This is a genomic window from Dongshaea marina (genome assembly GCF_003072645.1).
Classification (GTDB): Bacteria; Pseudomonadota; Gammaproteobacteria; order Enterobacterales; family Aeromonadaceae; genus Dongshaea; species Dongshaea marina.
Genome location: NZ_CP028897.1, coordinates 441909 through 458451 on the forward strand (window position 1 = coordinate 441909; position 16543 = coordinate 458451).

General features: G+C 53.1%; 14 protein-coding genes. 10 read left to right on the forward strand and 4 right to left on the reverse strand.

What is annotated here, in order from left to right; genetic code table 11:
- Nucleotides 1-3: 3 nt before the first annotated feature.
- Nucleotides 4-1710, reverse strand: coding sequence for a type IV-A pilus assembly ATPase PilB (gene pilB, locus DB847_RS02305; protein WP_108649263.1), 1707 nt, complete (start codon nucleotides 1708-1710; stop codon nucleotides 4-6).
- Nucleotides 1711-1715: 5 nt separating this feature from the next.
- Complete coding sequence (locus DB847_RS02310) at nucleotides 1716-2156, reverse strand: pilin (protein ID WP_108649264.1); 441 nt, start codon at nucleotides 2154-2156, stop codon at nucleotides 1716-1718.
- A gap of 636 nt (nucleotides 2157-2792) precedes the next feature.
- Here DB847_RS02310 and DB847_RS02315 point away from each other — a divergent pair.
- Nucleotides 2793-3677 carry an IS982 family transposase gene (locus DB847_RS02315; protein WP_108649240.1) on the forward strand — a complete coding sequence of 295 codons (885 nt, stop codon included), beginning with the start codon at nucleotides 2793-2795 and terminating at the stop codon, nucleotides 3675-3677.
- Nucleotides 3678-3715: 38 nt separating this feature from the next.
- On the opposite strand, the gene nadC is transcribed toward DB847_RS02315, so the two are convergent.
- Nucleotides 3716-4555 carry a carboxylating nicotinate-nucleotide diphosphorylase gene (gene nadC / locus DB847_RS02320; protein WP_108649265.1) on the reverse strand — a complete coding sequence of 280 codons (840 nt, stop codon included), beginning with the start codon at nucleotides 4553-4555 and terminating at the stop codon, nucleotides 3716-3718.
- A gap of 124 nt (nucleotides 4556-4679) precedes the next feature.
- Here nadC and ampD point away from each other — a divergent pair, with 124 nt between their 5' ends.
- From ampD to lpdA, 5 genes are all read left to right on the forward strand, one after another.
- A complete protein-coding gene (ampD, locus tag DB847_RS02325) occupies nucleotides 4680-5237 on the forward strand; it encodes a 1,6-anhydro-N-acetylmuramyl-L-alanine amidase AmpD (RefSeq protein WP_108649266.1) in 558 nt (185 codons plus the stop codon).
- 177 nt (nucleotides 5238-5414) lie between these two features.
- A complete protein-coding gene (locus tag DB847_RS02330; RefSeq protein ID WP_108649267.1) occupies nucleotides 5415-6197 on the forward strand; it encodes a GntR family transcriptional regulator in 783 nt (260 codons plus the stop codon).
- Between the two features lie 44 nt (nucleotides 6198-6241).
- The gene (aceE, locus tag DB847_RS02335) at nucleotides 6242-8899 is read left to right on the forward strand and encodes a pyruvate dehydrogenase (acetyl-transferring), homodimeric type (RefSeq protein WP_108649268.1); all 2658 of its coding nucleotides are present in this window, start codon (nucleotides 6242-6244) and stop codon (nucleotides 8897-8899) included.
- Nucleotides 8900-8911: 12 nt separating this feature from the next.
- The gene (gene aceF, locus DB847_RS02340) at nucleotides 8912-10501 is read left to right on the forward strand and encodes a pyruvate dehydrogenase complex dihydrolipoyllysine-residue acetyltransferase (protein WP_108649269.1); all 1590 of its coding nucleotides are present in this window, start codon (nucleotides 8912-8914) and stop codon (nucleotides 10499-10501) included.
- A gap of 138 nt (nucleotides 10502-10639) precedes the next feature.
- Nucleotides 10640-12073 (forward strand): dihydrolipoyl dehydrogenase, encoded by a 1434-nt coding sequence (gene lpdA / locus DB847_RS02345; RefSeq protein WP_108649270.1) that lies wholly within the window; start codon nucleotides 10640-10642, stop codon nucleotides 12071-12073.
- Between the two features lie 496 nt (nucleotides 12074-12569).
- Here lpdA and DB847_RS02350 read toward each other — a convergent pair whose 3' ends face one another.
- Complete coding sequence (locus tag DB847_RS02350) at nucleotides 12570-12827, reverse strand: hypothetical protein (protein ID WP_108649271.1); 258 nt, start codon at nucleotides 12825-12827, stop codon at nucleotides 12570-12572.
- 83 nt (nucleotides 12828-12910) lie between these two features.
- Between DB847_RS02350 and DB847_RS02355 the strand changes: the two genes are divergently transcribed.
- The 4 genes from DB847_RS02355 (at nucleotide 12911) to grdC (ending at nucleotide 16539) form a co-directional block, all read left to right on the forward strand.
- A complete protein-coding gene (locus tag DB847_RS02355; RefSeq protein ID WP_199911685.1) occupies nucleotides 12911-14119 on the forward strand; it encodes an FAD-dependent oxidoreductase in 1209 nt (402 codons plus the stop codon).
- Complete coding sequence (trxA, locus tag DB847_RS02360) at nucleotides 14116-14430, forward strand: thioredoxin TrxA (RefSeq protein WP_108649272.1); 315 nt, start codon at nucleotides 14116-14118, stop codon at nucleotides 14428-14430. The genes DB847_RS02355 and trxA overlap by 4 nt, the downstream gene beginning before the upstream one ends.
- Nucleotides 14431-14450: 20 nt before the next feature.
- Nucleotides 14451-14936, forward strand: a complete 486-nt coding sequence (gene grdA / locus DB847_RS02365; protein ID WP_108649273.1) for a glycine/sarcosine/betaine reductase complex selenoprotein A — start codon at nucleotides 14451-14453, stop codon at nucleotides 14934-14936.
- Between the two features lie 70 nt (nucleotides 14937-15006).
- On the forward strand, nucleotides 15007-16539 hold the full coding sequence (gene grdC, locus DB847_RS02370) for a glycine/sarcosine/betaine reductase complex component C subunit beta (protein WP_108649274.1): 1533 nt from the start codon (nucleotides 15007-15009) through the stop codon (nucleotides 16537-16539).
- The last annotated feature ends 4 nt before the right edge of the window (nucleotides 16540-16543 follow it).

Genomic DNA, 16543 nt, shown 5'->3' on the forward strand with positions numbered 1-16543 from the left:
TCGTTATCGGCTGGTGACCCGGTTGACTTCGGCCAGGCTGGTGACTCCCTGGGTGACCTTGACCAGACCTGACATATGCAGGGACTGCATCCCCTCTTTGATCCCAAGCTCAGCGATATCCAGGGAGTTGGCCCCCTCCATGATAAGTTTGGCAATATTTTCCGACATCACCAACATCTCATAGAGGCCGACTCGTCCTTTGTAGCCTCCGGAGCACTCGGGGCACCCCTTGGGCTTATAAACCGTAAAGCCTTTTTTCACTTGCTCCTCGGAAAAACCCAGCTCCAGTAGCTGTACTTCGGGGACCTCTTCGGGCTCTTTGCAGTGATCGCACAGGCGTCGAGCCAGGCGCTGAGCCATGATGAGGGTGACCGATGAGGCGATGTTGTAAGCCGGGACTCCCATATTGAGCATCCGGGTCAGAGTCTCTGCAGCTGAATTGGTGTGTAGGGTCGAGAGCACCAGGTGACCGGTTTGCGCCGCTTTGATCGCGATCTCGGCGGTTTCCAGGTCCCGGATCTCTCCCACCATCACGATATCGGGATCCTGGCGCAAAAAGGCGCGCAGGGCGCTGGCAAAGGTCAGTCCTGCCTTGGGATGGATATGCACCTGGTTGATCCCGGGCAAGTTGATCTCCACCGGATCCTCAGCGGTGGAGATGTTGCGTTCGGCTGTGTTAAGAATATTCAGTCCGGTGTACAAAGATACCGTCTTACCGCTTCCGGTGGGGCCTGTGACCAGGATCATCCCCTGGGGCTTGGCCAGGCACTCGGTATAGAGCTTTTTCTGGTTTTCATCAAAACCCAGGATATCGATATTCAGCTTGGCGGCGGAGGAATCGAGGATACGCAGCACCACCTTTTCACCCCATAGGGTGGGCAGTGTGTTGACCCGCAGATCGATCGCCTTGTTGCGCGACAGCTTGAGCTTGATTCGGCCATCCTGGGGCAGGCGGCGCTCGGCGATATCCAGGCGGGACATGACCTTGAGGCGGGCCGAGAAGCGATTGGCCAGGTTGATCGGCGGATTGGCCACCTCATGCAAAATCCCATCGATACGAAAACGGATCCGGTACTTGTGCTCATAGGGCTCAAAGTGCAGATCCGAGGCGTCCTTGCGAATTGCATCCATCAACAGCTTGTTGATGTAACGGACGATCGGCGCGTCATCATCGTCGGGAGCCGAGACCTCATCGAGGCGGCTCTCTTCGTCGGCGACCTCCATGCCATCGATCTCGTCATTGTCTAGATCGTCCATGTCCAGGGAGTCCATGTCGCTCTCAAGCACTTTGGATATGGCTTTTTGCAGCTTGAGCTCATCGACCAGCAGCGCTTCTGTGTGCAGGCCAAAGCTAAATCCAAAATCCTCGAGGGCGGTGACATTGGTGGGATCGGACATTGCGATATACAGGGTATGGCCCTGGGTGTAGATCGGCAATGCATGGTATTTCTCAATCAATTTCTCGTTGATAAATTTCTGAGGGATCTCATCTAAGTTAAAGGCCTCGAGATCCAGCAGTGGGATCCCATACTCCTGCTCGCAGAACTGGGCCAGCTGCTCGCTTTCGATAATCTCGCTATCGACCAGGTAGGAAACCAGGGGCTTATGCTGATGCTTAGCCTCCAGGCAGTAGCGCTTGGCATTATCCTCTGTGATGAGAGAAGAAGCGGCCAGGCTGATCGCCAGGCCGCTCGAAGTGCTTGCGTTCATAGGCGCTAGCATAGTCCGTTTGTTTTACAGCTTCCTGTAATGACCCAGGTGACCTGACGAGTGGTGGTGTTGGTGGTTCCCTGGATGATGTAGGTGGACTGATCAGAGTCAATACCGGTTGATGCGGTGGCTGTGATATTGACACCGGTGGAGCCACTGGCGGCGGCATCGACACTTGCAACTTTGCTGGTATCAAAGGCATTAGATACAGCGTTATCGGCGGCGGTAGCACAGGTAGTCATCAGTGCGGCACTGACAGAGTCGGCACTACCCTGTACACAAACCTCAACCGCAGTTTTGGCCGGTCCTGAGGCGGAGATGACCTCAGAGAACTTGGCGCGCTTGGTATAGGTCTGATAGGCCGGCAGCGCAATAGCGGCCAGGATGGCGACGATCGCGACCACGATCATCAGTTCGATCAAGGTAAAACCAAATTGCTTTCTCATAGCATGCTTCCTTACTGGTTTGAGCCCTAGGTTGCTCGATTAATGACCCGAAAGACACCCTGTCCGTGTGAATTCTCTTTCGAACCAATTCAATTATCTGTGTCGATCCTCTGTTACATCTCTCCTCGCATCTACCCAAAAGCGTAGATGCATTTCTTGTTGTCTGTCTAAGTATAGAAAAGAGTGCAGAAAACACTCAAAAAAAGGGCTCAATTGAGTTGCATTACGGAGGGCTTAGCTGATTTAGCTCAGTTTTGAGGGAGAACTTGGGGTTGTTTGACTCTTTAAGCTCGGGGTTCACTCCGGAGGGCAGAGGCCGGAAAGAGGCTTCCCGGCCATCGCTGCACTAGTGCTGGTTCACTTAAATACCATTACGATCCACTTGTACGATAAAAAACTCGAGCCACGGATGGCGAGCTACGTAGCTCGATGGAGGGACTCATCGCGCGAAGTAAGGTTTTGCCTACTTTTGACGATCCAAAAGTAGGGTGCAGTCGGACACCCCCGACAATGTTTGCAGTTGTGGTGCAAACGAAAGCACTTAGATAACCTGAGCTGCGCATAAGAGGGGAACTAAAAGCCCAAGCTGCGATCTGATCGTTTGTCCAGAACCATCAATCGCCAAGGAGCTTGGGCATGATCAATTTAGAAGCTATTTTCGTTGATGTCGATGATTTCTGTCAGGTCTTTCTACCCGCTTGGCAAAAACAGCAGATCTCCTTAGGTGTGAAGCAGCGGAACAGACCCTCTCGCCTGGCTGTCAGTGAAGTGATGACCATCGTCATCGCATTCCATCGCTTGGGATTCCGAGACTTTAAATCCTATTATCTTCAGTTCGTATGTAAGTACTGGAAAAGCGAGTTCCCCGGCCTGGTGAGTTACACCCGGATGTTGAAATTGATGCAAACGACCCTTGTCCCTTTGTGCTCCTATCTCACCCACAGACAAGCAAAACCTACTGGGATTGCATTCGTCGACTCAACAAAACTTCAGGTTTGCCATAACCTTCGCATCCCTCGACATCAAGTATTTCAAGGTGCTGCCAAGCGTGGCAAAGGAACCATGGGGTGGTTTTATGGATTTAAATTGCACCTTATTATCAATGATCAAGGTGGTGTTATCTCGGTCAAATTAACCCCAGCCAATGTTGATGACAGAACTCCTCTTCCTGAAATGTGCGAGCAGCTCTGGGGTTCACTCTATGGAGATAAAGGCTATATTTCAGGACCACTTGCAGAAGAGCTGGCAGACCAAGGGGTCACATTAATTACCAGCATCAGGAAGAATATGAAACCAAAGTTGATGCGGCTATGGGATAAGCTGATGCTTCGCAAACGCTTCATCATTGAAACCGTCTTTGATCAGCTGAAGAACATCTCTCAGATAGAACACTCACGGCATCGTAGCTGCGTCAGCTTTATGGTGAATCTCCTTGCTGGCCTCATTGCATATACCTTCCAGGAAAAGAAGCCGAGCATCCGAATGTCTCGGCTTGAAAAGGAAGCGCTTATGCAGATCTGAGGTTAGATAAGTGGTATAGATAATAACGCTTATCTACACTAGACAAACCGCATTGAGAGATCCAGAGCGCGCAGGTGCTTGGTCAGGGCGCCGACCGAGATGAAATCGACCCCGGTCAGAGCAAACTCTCGCAAAGTTTCTATGGTCACATTACCTGAAACTTCAAGCTTGGCACGGCCCTGGGTGAGCTCGACCGCTTCGCGCATCATCTGGGTGGTGAAGTTATCCAGCATGATGATGTCGGCGCCGGCTTCCAGAGCCTGTTTCAGCTCATCCATACTCTCGGTTTCCACTTCGACTTTTTTGCCCGGGTTGAGTGCCCTGGCTTGTTTGATCGCCTCAGCAATACCACCACAGGCCATGATATGGTTCTCTTTGATGAGGTAGGCATCATACAGGCCGATCCTGTGATTACTGCCACCGCCACAGCTGACCGCATATTTAAGGGCATGACGCAGCCCCGGAATCGTCTTACGGGTATCGAGCAGTTTGCAGCGAGTGCCTTCGAGCTGTTCGATGTATTCGGCAACTGCGGAGGCGACGCCACTGAGGGTCTGGATAAAGTTGAGAGCGGTCCGCTCACCGGTCAGCAAAATTCTCGAGTTACCCTTAAGCTCAAACAGGGTCTGATTTGCGTCAACCTTATCACCATCTTCCACATGCCACATGATCTTGAGGCTGGGATCTAGCTTGGCAAAGACGGTATCGGCCCAGGCTTTACCACAAAACACGCCGCTTTCACGGGTGATGACCCGGGCATGACTTAGCTGATCTGCCGGGATCAGCTGGGCTGTGATATCTGAAGCGGGATCAAGATTGCCTCCCAGATCCTCTGTCAGGGCTGCGATGACAACGCTTTCAATCTCCTGTTGTGTCATTATTCTATTTCCATTGAAGGGTGGTAAACGAGTGGGGGAATCCCAGATGCAGGCATGGTACAACGAAGCCCTGGCAATTGACAGAGATCGGCTGTGAAGCCGATCAAACAACAAGGAGCGACGGATGGATAGTTTTGATGAGGCTGGCTGGTTAAAAGAGGCACGCAGCTGCCCCTCTCCTCACTTTGATGCAAGGCCAGATGCGATGGATGTGTCACTGGTGGTGCTGCACTGCATCAGCCTGCCTCCCGGACGATATGGTGGGAAGGCGATCGATCAGTTTTTTCAGGGCAAACTGGATCCAAGGGATGACCTCTACTTTGAAGAGATTGCACCGATGCGGGTGTCGGCGCATTTTCTGATCCGCCGCGATGGCGAGCTGGTGCAGTATGTCTCAGTGGATCACAGGGCCTGGCATGCGGGTGTCTCCAGCTTTGAGGGGAGGGAGCGCTGTAATGATTTCTCAGTTGGCATTGAGCTTGAGGGGACAGACAGTGGCAGTTACCAAGAGGAGCAATACCAGTGCCTTACCAGGCTACTGACTCTTCTTATGGCGCGTTACCCGGCAATAACTGCGCAGCGGATCACCCGTCACAGTGATATCGCACCCGGGCGCAAAACCGACCCCGGCCCGGGATTTGCCATGACAAAGTTGCAGGAATTGTTAGGGAATCTGGAGTGAACTTGTATCGAACGGGTTAAATGTAACAGTTTGGGGATGAATGTTTTTTATAACCGAGTGTAAAAAACGGTGTTAATTTGATTCAGATCATGGAATCTTGTGCTGGACTTTTGGTTTGGGCTCTGCTAATTTTGCCTCATTCTAAAATTGGTAATACCAATTAAGTGCAGAACACTGATGTCGCAACTTACTCAAAAACAGTCGAAACGTTCCGATGCCATTGCCGCAGAGCTGGAGAAAATGATCCTGGAAGGAAGCCTGGTTCAGGGGCAGCGTCTGCCCGCTGAGCGGGAGTTAGCAGTGCGCTTTGGGGTGTCTCGTCCCTCGGTACGAGAGGCGATTCAACTGTTAGAAGCCAAGGGGCTGGTCTCCCGGCGTCATGGTGGGGGAACCTATGTGGAGGGCTCTTTAACCAAGGGCTTTGCCGATCCCCTGTTTGAGTTGTTAGCAACACACCCGGATTCACAGACCGATCTGTTGGAGTTTCGCCACGCCCTGGAGGGGATTGCAGCTTTTTATGCCGCTTCCCGGGCAACGAATACCGATGTCGAGCGGATTCGCCGTATCCAAAAACGGATAACCCAGGCCCTCGATGAGAAGGATGTGGAGGCCGAGGCCCATGGAGCCACTGAGCTCTATGTTGCGATCGCCGAAGCCTCTCATAACCTGGTACTGCTCCATCTGATCTCTGCGATCCGACCTCTTCTGCACAGCAATATTCTGAGCAATATTGAGATCCTCAACCGGCGGGCGGGGATCATCGCCGAGGTCCGCATTCAACGCGCCAAGCTGATTGAAGCCATCTTGAGTGGCACCCCTCAGCAGGCACGGCAGATCTGTGATGATTACCTTGCATTTATCAAGGAGTCTCTTCGCGAACTTCAGTTCGAAGAGCAGCGAGCCCAGCGCTCCCAGAGGCGAACCGAGCTTCGGGGCGGATCGGACGCTGATAACGCTTGATTTACGTTCGTCACCTTGGTGTTTAATAACAGTAGGACCCAGCTATGACTGATTTCCTAAGCAAAGATCTGGACCCAGTCGAAACTAAAGAATGGTTAGACTCCCTCGATGCAATTCTGCGTGAAGAGGGGCCAGAACGTGCGCAATTCATTTTGCAGCAGCTTTCCGACTTCGCAGCGCGTAATGCCGGAATCAAGATGTCTCAGGGCTTTTTGACCGATTACATCAACACCCTGTCGAAGGACGAAAACTACCCAGGGAATTGGGATCTGGAACGCCGTATCCGGGCGATCATCCGTTGGAACGCGGCCATGATGGTGCAGAAGGCCAACAAGAAGCCTTACTCGCTGGGCGGGCATATCTCCTCTTTCGCCGGTGCCGCAACCATCTATGATGTGGGCTTTAACCACTTCTTCCGCGGACCGGATGCGCCGAACGGTGCCGACCTGCTGTTTATCCAGGGACACAGCTCACCGGGTATGTACGCCCGTGCATTTGCCGAGGGACGCCTGAGCCGCTCTCAGCTGGATAACTTCCGCCAGGAGATCGACGGCAATGGTCTGTCTTCTTATCCGCATCCACACCTGATGCCGGATTTCTGGGAGTTCCCGACAGTTTCCATGGGACTTGGTCCTATCGCAGCTATCTATCAGGCGCGCTTCATGAAGTACCTGACCAACCGCGGCCTGAAAGATTGCAGCGGGCGTAAGGTCTATGCCTTCCTGGGTGATGGTGAGATGGATGAGCCTGAATCCAAGGGTGCAATCGCGATCGCGACCCGTGAAAACCTGGATAACCTGGTCTTCGTGGTTAGCTGTAACCTGCAACGCCTGGATGGACCTGTCGTGGGTAACGGCAAGGTGATCCAGGAGCTGGAAGGTCAGTTTAAGGGCGCCGGCTGGGATGTATTCAAGGTGGTCTGGGGTCGTAAATGGGATGAGTTGCTGCAAAAAGATAGCTCGGGCAAGCTGATTCAGCTGATGAACGAGACCGTGGATGGTGACTATCAGACCCTCAAATCCAAAGATGGCGCCTATGTTCGCGAGCACTTCTTTAACCGCTACCCTGAGACGGCAGCCCTGGTTAAGGATATGACCGACGAAGAGATCTTCGAGCTTAACCGTGGTGGTCACGATCCACAGAAGCTGTTCAGCGCCTTCTCTGCGGTGCAGGATGACAACGGCAAGCCTAAGCTTATTCTGGCTAAGACCATCAAGGGCTATGGGCTGGGTGCCGGCAGTGAGTCACAAAATACGGCTCACAACGTGAAGAAGATGGATACCGAGACCATGCGCAAGCTGCGCGATCGTTTCAAGATTGATATCTCGGATGCCGAGCTGGAAAACCCCTCCTATATCGAGATCAAAGAGGGTAGTGAAGAGTATAAATACCTGCAGGAGCGCCGTAAGTCTCTGGGTGGTTATCTGCCCCAGCGTCGTCAGCAGAGCTCTGTTGAGCTTCAGGTGCCCGAGCTGGAGGCCTTTGCCCCGCTGCTGGGTGAGCAAAAGCGCGAGATCTCTACTACCATGGCGATGGTGCGTGCTCTGAATGTGATGCTTAAGGATAAGTCGATCGGCAAGCGTATCGTACCAATCCTGTCTGATGAGGCGCGTACCTTTGGTATGGAGGGTCTGTTCCGCCAGATCGGTATCTATAACCCGAATGGTCAGCAATATACTCCAACCGACCGCGAGCAGGTTGCTTACTATAAAGAGGATATCAAGGGACAGGTACTGCAGGATGGCCTGACCGAAATGGGTGCGGTTTCTTCCTGGCTGGCAGCGGCGACCTCTTACAGCGTCCATGACTGTCCGATGATCCCCTTCTTTGTTTACTACTCCATGTTCGGCTTCCAGCGGATTGGCGACATGATGTGGGCTGCAGGTGATATGCAGGCAAAAGGCTTCATGATCGGCGGTACCTCCGGACGCACCACCCTCAATGGTGAAGGTCTGCAGCACCAGGATGGCCACAGCCATATCCAGGCGGGTACCATCCCGAACTGTATCGCCTATGATGCGACCTATGCCTACGAGGTTGCTGTTATCGTTCAGGACGGCTTGCGCCGCATGTACGGTGAGAACCCGGAGAATGTTTACTACTACCTGACGACTCTCAACGAAAACTACCACATGCCTGCGATGCCAGAGGGCGTGGAAGAGGGCATTCGTAAGGGTATCTATAAGCTGGAAACAGTGGCGGGTGATAAGGCCAAAGTACAGCTGATGGGCTCCGGCTCGATTCTGCCCGGCGTGCGTGAAGCCGCGCAGATCCTGAGTGCGGACTATGGTATCGGTTCTGACGTATTCGCGGTGACTTCGTTTAATGAGCTGGCGCGTGATGGTCAGGATGTGGAGCGCTATAACCGCCTGCACCCTGAAGCCGAGCAGCAGCAGGCCTATATCAGCTCGGTACTGGGCGACCTGCCAACCATAGCTTCTACGGATTATATGAAGTCTTATGCAGACCAGGTGCGTGCCTTTGTACCATCAAGCGCCTATACAGTGCTGGGTACCGATGGCTTCGGGCGCTCAGATAGCCGTGAGAACCTGCGCCGTCACTTCGAAGTCGATGCGGCTCACGTGGTGGTAGCGACCCTGAATACCCTGGCCGAGCAGGGAACTGTTGATAAGAAAGTTGTAGCCGATGCCATCAAGAAGTTTGGTATCGATGCAGATAAAACTACTCCACGTAACGCATAAGGGGTTTAACTGATGTCTAAAGAAATTTTACTACCGGATATTGGATCCGATGCGGTTGAAGTCGTGGAGATCTCTGTAGCAGTTGGCGATATGGTTGAAGCCGATCAGCCATTGCTGACCGTCGAGGGCGATAAGGCCTCTATGGAGGTTCCATCTCCGGAGGCGGGCAAGGTTGCCAGTATTGAGATTGCGGTCGGTGACAGCGTAACTACCGGCACCCTCATCATGAGATTCGACACTGCTGGGGCGGCAGACGCTCCCGCTGCCGAAGCTCCGGCAGCAGAAGCTGCACCGGCTGCTGCTGCGGCGACTAGCGAGCAGGCGGTAGCCGTTCCCGATATCGGCGGTGATGCGGTTGAGGTCACCGAGATCCTGGTTCAGGTGGGTGATAGCGTTGAAGCCGAGCAGTCTCTCATCACGGTTGAGGGTGACAAGGCCTCAATGGAAGTCCCGGCTCCGGTTGCGGGTGTGGTGAAGTCGATTGATATCAAGGTGGGGGATACGGTCAATACCGGCTCTCACATCATGACCTTTGAGGTTTCTGGTGGAACTCCTGCAGCCTCGGCTCCAGCTAAGGCAGAAGCGGCGCCAGCCCCGGCGGCTCCTGCGGCTGCACCGGCTCCGGCAGCAACTCCAGCGCCAGCCACTGAGGCGAGCAGTGAGTTTGAAGTGAATGATGCTTACATCTACGCTTCACCTGCGATTCGTCGCCTGGCCCGTGAGTTTGGGGTTAACCTGACCAAGGTTGAGGGACGTGGACGCAAGGGACGCATCCAGAAAGAGGATGTGCAGCGTTATGTCAAAGAGATGCTCAAGCGTGCCGAAAGTGGTGCGGCAGGTGGCGGCAGCAACATGGGCTTTGATCTCCTGCCATGGCCGAAAGTAGATTTTAGCCAGTTTGGAGAGGTCGAAGAGGTTGAGCTGTCACGAATTCAGAAGATCTCGGGTCCGAATCTGCATCGTAACTGGGTGCGTATTCCTCATGTGACTCAGTTTGATGAGGCGAATATCAGCGAGCTGGAGGCGTTCCGCAAGCAGCAGAACCAGCTGGCGGCTAAGCGTGATGATGGCATCAAGATCACACCGCTGGCCTTCATCATGAAAGCGGTGGCTTATGCCCTCAAACAGCACCCACGTTTTTGCTCTTCACTGAGCGAAGATGGCAAGCGTCTGACGATGAAGAAGTATGTGCACATCGGGGTTGCGGTGGATACGCCAAACGGTCTGGTGGTTCCGGTATTCCGCGACGTGGATCAAAAAGGGATCCACCAGCTGTCTCAAGAGCTGGCTGAAGTTTCAGCCAAGGCGCGTAAGGGTCAGCTGACCTCTTCAGACATGCAGGGCTCCTGCTTTACCATCTCCAGCTTAGGTGGCATCGGTGGAACTCAGTTCACGCCGATCGTGAATGCTCCGGATGTGGCGATCCTGGGTGTTTCCAAATCCGAGATGAAGCCTAAGTGGAACGGTAAGGAGTTTGAACCTCAGCTGATGCTGCCACTGGCTCTGTCTTACGATCACCGGGTGATCGATGGGGCTGCGGGCGCACGCTTCATCACTACCCTGAGCGGAATTCTCTCTGATATCCGTAATCTGGTGTTGTAACTCACATTTGGCAGGCTCAGGCCTGCCATTTTGCTTTTCATCCTCTTAACAGGAATGTAAACTTTGCCCGGTCTTAGGTGAAACCCCAGTCTCCGAGAGTCAGGTGATCCGGGAAATAACAACGACAAAGAGGTCATCATGAGTAAAGAAATTAAGGCCCAGGTGGTCGTGCTTGGCGCAGGACCTGCGGGCTACTCAGCGGCATTTCGTGCGGCTGATTTAGGTTTTGAAACTGTAATTGTTGAGCGTCACAGCACGCTGGGCGGTGTTTGTCTGAATGTTGGCTGTATCCCCTCAAAAGCCCTGCTGCACGTTTCTAAAGTGATTGAAGAAGCCAAGTCTCTGGCGGATCACGGTGTTATTTTTGGCGAGCCAAAGACAGATATCAACAAGATCCGTCTGTGGAAAGAGAAGGTGATCGGCCAGTTGACCGGTGGTCTGGCGGGCATGGCCAAGCAGCGCAAAGTGACCGTGGTTAATGGCCTAGGTCAGTTTGCCGATGCGAACAGCCTCAAGGTGACCGATGACAAGGGTGAAGAGACCCTGGTGAAGTTTGATCACGCGATCATCGCCGCTGGCTCTCGTCCGGTTAAGTTGCCATTCATTCCTCATGACGATCCTCGGGTGTGGGATTCGACCGATGCCCTGGAGTTGCAAACTGTCCCTGGCAAGCTGCTGGTGATCGGTGGCGGTATCATCGGTCTGGAGATGGGAACCGTCTACTCCTCCCTGGGCAGTGAAATCGATGTGGTTGAATTTGCCGATCAGCTGGTGCCAGCCGCCGATCCGGATGTGATCCGCGTCTATACCAAGCGGGTGAAGAAGAAGTTCAACCTGATGCTGTCGACTAAGGTGACCGCGGTTGAAGCCAAGGCCGATGGCCTGTATGTCTCCTTTGATGGCAAGAAGGCTCCTGCCGAGCCGGTTCGTTACGACAACGTGCTGGTTGCGGTCGGCCGGGTTCCTAATGGTCTGAACCTGACCGCTGAAAATGCCGGGGTTAAGGTGACGGAGCGCGGCTTCATCGAGGTGGACAAGCAGATGCGCACCAATGTGCCGCATATCTTCGCCATTGGTGATATCGTGGGACAGCCGATGCTGGCGCACAAGGGGGTGCATGAGGCTCATGTTGCCGCCGAGGTGATTGCCGGTAAGAAGCACTACTTCGATCCTAAGGTGATTCCTTCTATCGCCTATACCGACCCTGAGATCGCCTGGGTTGGTTTGACCGAGCGTGAGGCCAAGGAGCAGGGGATCAACTACGAAGCCTCTGTGTTCCCATGGGCCGCTTCCGGGCGTGCGATTGCATCCGATTGTGCCGATGGCATGACCAAGCTGTTGTTCGAGAAAGATTCTGGCCGGGTGATCGGTGGTGCCATCGTTGGTGTCAATGGTGGTGAACTCCTTGGCGAGATAGGTCTTGCGATCGAGATGGGCGCCGATGCCGAAGATATCGCGCTGACCATCCATGCACACCCAACATTGCACGAGTCGGTTGGTCTGGCGGCCGAGATCTTTGAAGGTAGTATTACTGACCTGCCAAATGCCAAGGCGAAGAAGAAAAAGCGCTAATCATCGTCTTTTTCCCCTCGTTAAAATGCCAGCCTTAGGGCTGGCATTTTTTATGGCGGCTCTTCCCCAAGAGGCTCTCTGGCTAATGACTCAACTCCCTACTGATAGTTGATGGCTGGTTTTTATTTACCTGTGTTGGGTAAAAAATAACAGTTATTAGTTTTTCTAATCATATTTTTGCGGTTAAGTTTATTCGGAAATATCCAGTCCTCATTAGTTGTGTATGTGTGATTTCTGTTTCTAAGGGGAAAGATCATCGGCGTTACTTACTCAATAATTTTTCCCATGAGCTCATTCATTAGGGAGAAGCACTACTCCTGGCCATAAATAATTCCTGAATGTCAGGTTAAATTAGTGTTAAATTGTGCTCTATAGTCATAATCTGTAATTTTCTGTGCCAAATATTCATGCTGAGTAAAAATTAATGGAGTTCCATCATTAAGTTTTGATCGGACTCACAGCTAGTTCGATTCTGTGTGAAGAATTGAGAATTCAATCACAATCCCCCTTTTTCGATATGGATTTTTAAAGGCTCAGGCGTAGTATCTGTCTCACCAAGGAAATTCACTGTTATTAGTTTTTCTAATGAGGTTGTGGTCGATGTCGAGTAGCCGTCTAATCCAGCAAAATCTGTTGCCCTTGCAGCCACAGCTTGGCTGGTCCGCGGCGCCTCAGTGACCCACCCTGTCTCGCTGCGGCGCAGCGAATCATCAGCGAGCAGATAGCTCGGCTGCTTTTCAAGTTTTCTTTCCAACTGTTAGCTCTTCGGGGCGTGGTTTGATCCAGGAGATCAGCCCAGGCCTCATCATGGGGAATCAGTCATGAGTGATTTATACGATGTCATCATCATCGGAGGTGGCCCGGGGGGCTGTCTGCGGGGATCTATGCAGCCAGGGGCGGATGAAAACCCTGCTCATCGAAGAAAAACGCAAGATGGGGGGTCAGTGTGCAACCACCTCTGAGCTTGAAAACTATCCGGGGATCATTGAGGACACGGGTCCTGGGCTGATGGAGCGTTTCCGTTCCCATGCCGAAAAATTCGGGGTTGAGTTTGAACGTGGCCGGGTGGCAGGCATCGAGGTCGGTGACGATGGGTTCCACAAGGAGATCCGTCTGGCCGATGAGCGCACCTTGCGCACTAAGAGCATCATCATAGCGACCGGAGCGGCGCCACGCATTCTTGGGATCCCGGGAGAGAAAGAATTTCGGGGCCAGGGTGTCTCCTATTGTGCCACCTGTGATGCGGATTTTTATGAAGAGCTCGATGTAGTGGTGGTTGGCTCAGGCAATACCGCGGTCGAGGAGTCGGTATTTCTGACCAAGGTGGTCAATAAGGTCACCATGATCGTGGTCCATGATGAAGGCAAGCTGGATGCAGACCGGGTCGCCCAGGAGCAGGCATTTGCCAATGACAAGATTGAGTTTGTGTGGAACTCAACCGTCGATGCCATCGAAGGAGATGGCCTGGTCAACGGGGTGAGGCTGCGCAATATCAAGACGGGTGAGACACAGCAGCTTGCCACCGATGGGGTATTCATGTTTGTCGGTACCGTGCCGCAGACCGGCTTTGCCAAAGATCTCATTGAGCTTAACGGCGCGGGCTACATCAAGACGGATGATAAGCAGCAGACCAATATTCCCGGGATCTTTGCGGTGGGTGATGTGACCGATAAATTCCTGCGTCAGGTGGTCACTGCTGCTGGAGATGGTGCGGTGGCAGCGGTTGCGGCCAACGGCTATGTGGAGCAGGAGGAGTATTGGCAGCAGCAGGTGCTGAAGAGCCAAACTCCGGTACTGGCTGTGTTCTGGTCTCCTCTGGAGGGAGATAGCGTGCAGCTGATCCAATCCCTGGAGGAGATGACCATTGCCTACCCGGATCATCGAATTGTCACTGTGGATACCTACAAGAATCAGATGCTGGCGGATCGCTATGAAGTACAGGAGATTCCGGCAGTCCTTAGGTTTGAACAGGGTCAGGAGCAGCTGCGTTTGGTCCAGCCCGGTGCAGTTGAACTGAATCAGTTATTTCAAGGGAGTAAGTCATGATCGAGTTAAATAAGGAGAATTTTGCCGAGGAGACCGCCCAGGGCGTGGTGCTGGTGGATTTCTGGGGCGAGAGCTGTGAGCGCTGCAAGGAGCTGATGCCGGATGTTGAGGCCCTAGCGGAGCAGTACGGACAAGAGATCAAGTTTTGCAAATTAAATATTCAAGGTAATCGTCGTCTCGCGATGGCGCAGAAAGTGATGGGACTACCCTCTATCGTTTTTTATCAAAACGGTGAGAAGGTTGAGCATCTGTCCGGTGAGGAGCTGGAGCCTGCGCAGATCGAGGATGTGATTAAAAACTACGTTGCGTAACGTAAATTCAGGAGCAAACCATGAAGCTTGAAGGCAAGAAGGTAGTGATTCTTGGTGACAGGGACGGGATCCCCGGCCCAGCCATCGAGAGCTGCCTGATTAACACTGGTGCAGAGGTTATTTTCTCTGCCACAGAGTGTTTTGTCTGAACAAGTGCTGGAGCTATGGACCTGGAAAACCAACGTCGGATCAAAGATATGGCTGAGAAGTACGGACCGGAAAACATGGTTGTACTTTTGGGCGGAGCAGAAGCGGAATCTTCTGGTCTTGCCTGTGAAACAGTCACAAGCGGCGATCCAACGTTTGCAGGTCCTCTGGCCGGAGTTCAGTTGGGACTTCTCTGTTATCACATTGTTGAAAGTGAAATTAAGGATCTGTGCGATCCTGCCGTCTACGACGAGCAGATCGGCATGATGGAGATGGTACTGGATGTCGAAGGTATCGGCGCCGAAGTAAAAGAGTACCGTGATCAGTGTTGCAAGTATCTGGCTGAAGCCACCGCTTAACAACACCCTTAATCTTTGTAATCAAAGAGGGGGCATCGCCCCTTCTTTTGTTTAAGCTCAAGGGGTTAGCATGAGTTTAGCTGTCATCAAAGGAGCCAGTTATATTCTGGCTCATGCGCCTGAGATGCTGGTACATCAGGGCGCGGTTGCCTCCCAGACCCGTCATCAGAATCCGGATGACCCATATTTGAAAGAGATCCGATCTCATCTTCGAAGTTTTTCCGAGGTCGCATCCTATCCCCCCAACCAATGCTATATCGGGAATATCAGACCCGACTCCCTGAATGAGTGTGCCAGGCCCTGGTATCAAAACGCCGCTGAGGGATCTGCTCAGGGCAAGATGGGTGAAGTACTGAGTGAAGGATTACTCTATGTGCTGATGCAGCATGTAGATGCGTTTGAACTGGTTCAGCTGAGCCAGGATTTTTGTGACTCAATCACAACCGAGCTTAACAGCCATCCGCTACTGGGAGGCCTGGAGCTGACCTCCAAACTCCAGGGCTCAGAGATTTCCAGCATCATAGATAAGGTCGAGGGTACTGCGGCCGAGGGTCTTTATTACAACGATACCCTGATCGGCTGTGTGAATCGTGCCCATGATAGTGATGAAAACTTAAGTGCCCACATCATGCTGGAGAACCTGGCAACCAAGGCTACCTCCTATCTGGCGGGACTCCACCTGGATCGTCAGGGGATCGATCTGGCCAGCATCGATTATATTCTCGAGTGTTCCGAGGAAGCCTGTGGTGATATCAATCAGCGCGGCGGCGGTAACTTTGCCAAGGCGATCGGTGAACAGCTTGGCTGCAGCAATGCCAATGGGGCCGATATCCGCGGCTTTTGTGCCGCCCCGGTTCATGCCCTGCTTAACGCATCGGCGCTGGTACAGGCCGGGATCTTTAGCAATGTCATGGTGGTCGCCGGTGGTGCGGTTGCCAAGCTTGGGATGAATGGTCGTGACCACGCCAAGCAGGGGATGCCCCTGTTAGAAGATGTGTTGGGTGGTTTTGCCTTTGTGATCAGCGCTAACGACGGAGTGAGCCCTGTGATCAACACCAAGGTGCTGGGGCGTCACACCATAGGCACGGGCTCATCGCCTCAGGCGGTAATGACGGCGCTCATCGCCTCACCGCTGAAGGCCAATGGTCTGAGCATTCCACAGGTCGATAAATATACGGTCGAGATGCAAAACCCTGAGGTGACCAAGCCTGCGGGCGCCGGTGATGTGCCCGAAGCCAACTACAAGATGATTGCGGCACTGGCGGTTAAAGAGGGTTGGCTGCAGCGCAGTGAGCTGATGAATTTTGTTAGCAAGCACGGGATGCCAGGCTTTGCTCCGACTCAGGGACATATCCCATCCGGGGTACCTTTCCTCGGCCATGGCCGGGAGATGATCCTCGAGGGTGAGCTCAATAACTTCATGGTGGTAGGTAAGGGCAGCCTGTTCCTGGGTCGGATGACCAACCAGTTTGATGGCCTGAGCTTCTTGGTCGAGAAAAATAGTGGTCAGGCTTCAGAGACTCAAGCAGCCTTTGATGAAACTGCTGTTCGCTCTGCCCTGGCCGATGCGATGCGCAAGGTTGCAGCCGAGCTCAAGGAGTAGGGGG

Coding starts and splice junctions, on each gene's coding strand:
- pilB (WP_108649263.1), bottom strand. CDS start 1,710: ATGAACGCAAGCACTTCGAGCGGCCTGGCGATCAGCCTGGCCGCTTCT.
- DB847_RS02310 (WP_108649264.1), bottom strand. CDS start 2,156: ATGAGAAAGCAATTTGGTTTTACCTTGATCGAACTGATGATCGTGGTC.
- DB847_RS02315 (WP_108649240.1), top strand. CDS start 2,793: ATGATCAATTTAGAAGCTATTTTCGTTGATGTCGATGATTTCTGTCAG.
- nadC (WP_108649265.1), bottom strand. CDS start 4,555: ATGACACAACAGGAGATTGAAAGCGTTGTCATCGCAGCCCTGACAGAG.
- ampD (WP_108649266.1), top strand. CDS start 4,680: ATGGATAGTTTTGATGAGGCTGGCTGGTTAAAAGAGGCACGCAGCTGC.
- DB847_RS02330 (WP_108649267.1), top strand. CDS start 5,415: ATGTCGCAACTTACTCAAAAACAGTCGAAACGTTCCGATGCCATTGCC.
- aceE (WP_108649268.1), top strand. CDS start 6,242: ATGACTGATTTCCTAAGCAAAGATCTGGACCCAGTCGAAACTAAAGAA.
- aceF (WP_108649269.1), top strand. CDS start 8,912: ATGTCTAAAGAAATTTTACTACCGGATATTGGATCCGATGCGGTTGAA.
- lpdA (WP_108649270.1), top strand. CDS start 10,640: ATGAGTAAAGAAATTAAGGCCCAGGTGGTCGTGCTTGGCGCAGGACCT.
- DB847_RS02355 (WP_199911685.1), top strand. CDS start 12,911: ATGTCATCATCATCGGAGGTGGCCCGGGGGGCTGTCTGCGGGGATCTA.
- trxA (WP_108649272.1), top strand. CDS start 14,116: ATGATCGAGTTAAATAAGGAGAATTTTGCCGAGGAGACCGCCCAGGGC.
- grdC (WP_108649274.1), top strand. CDS start 15,007: ATGAGTTTAGCTGTCATCAAAGGAGCCAGTTATATTCTGGCTCATGCG.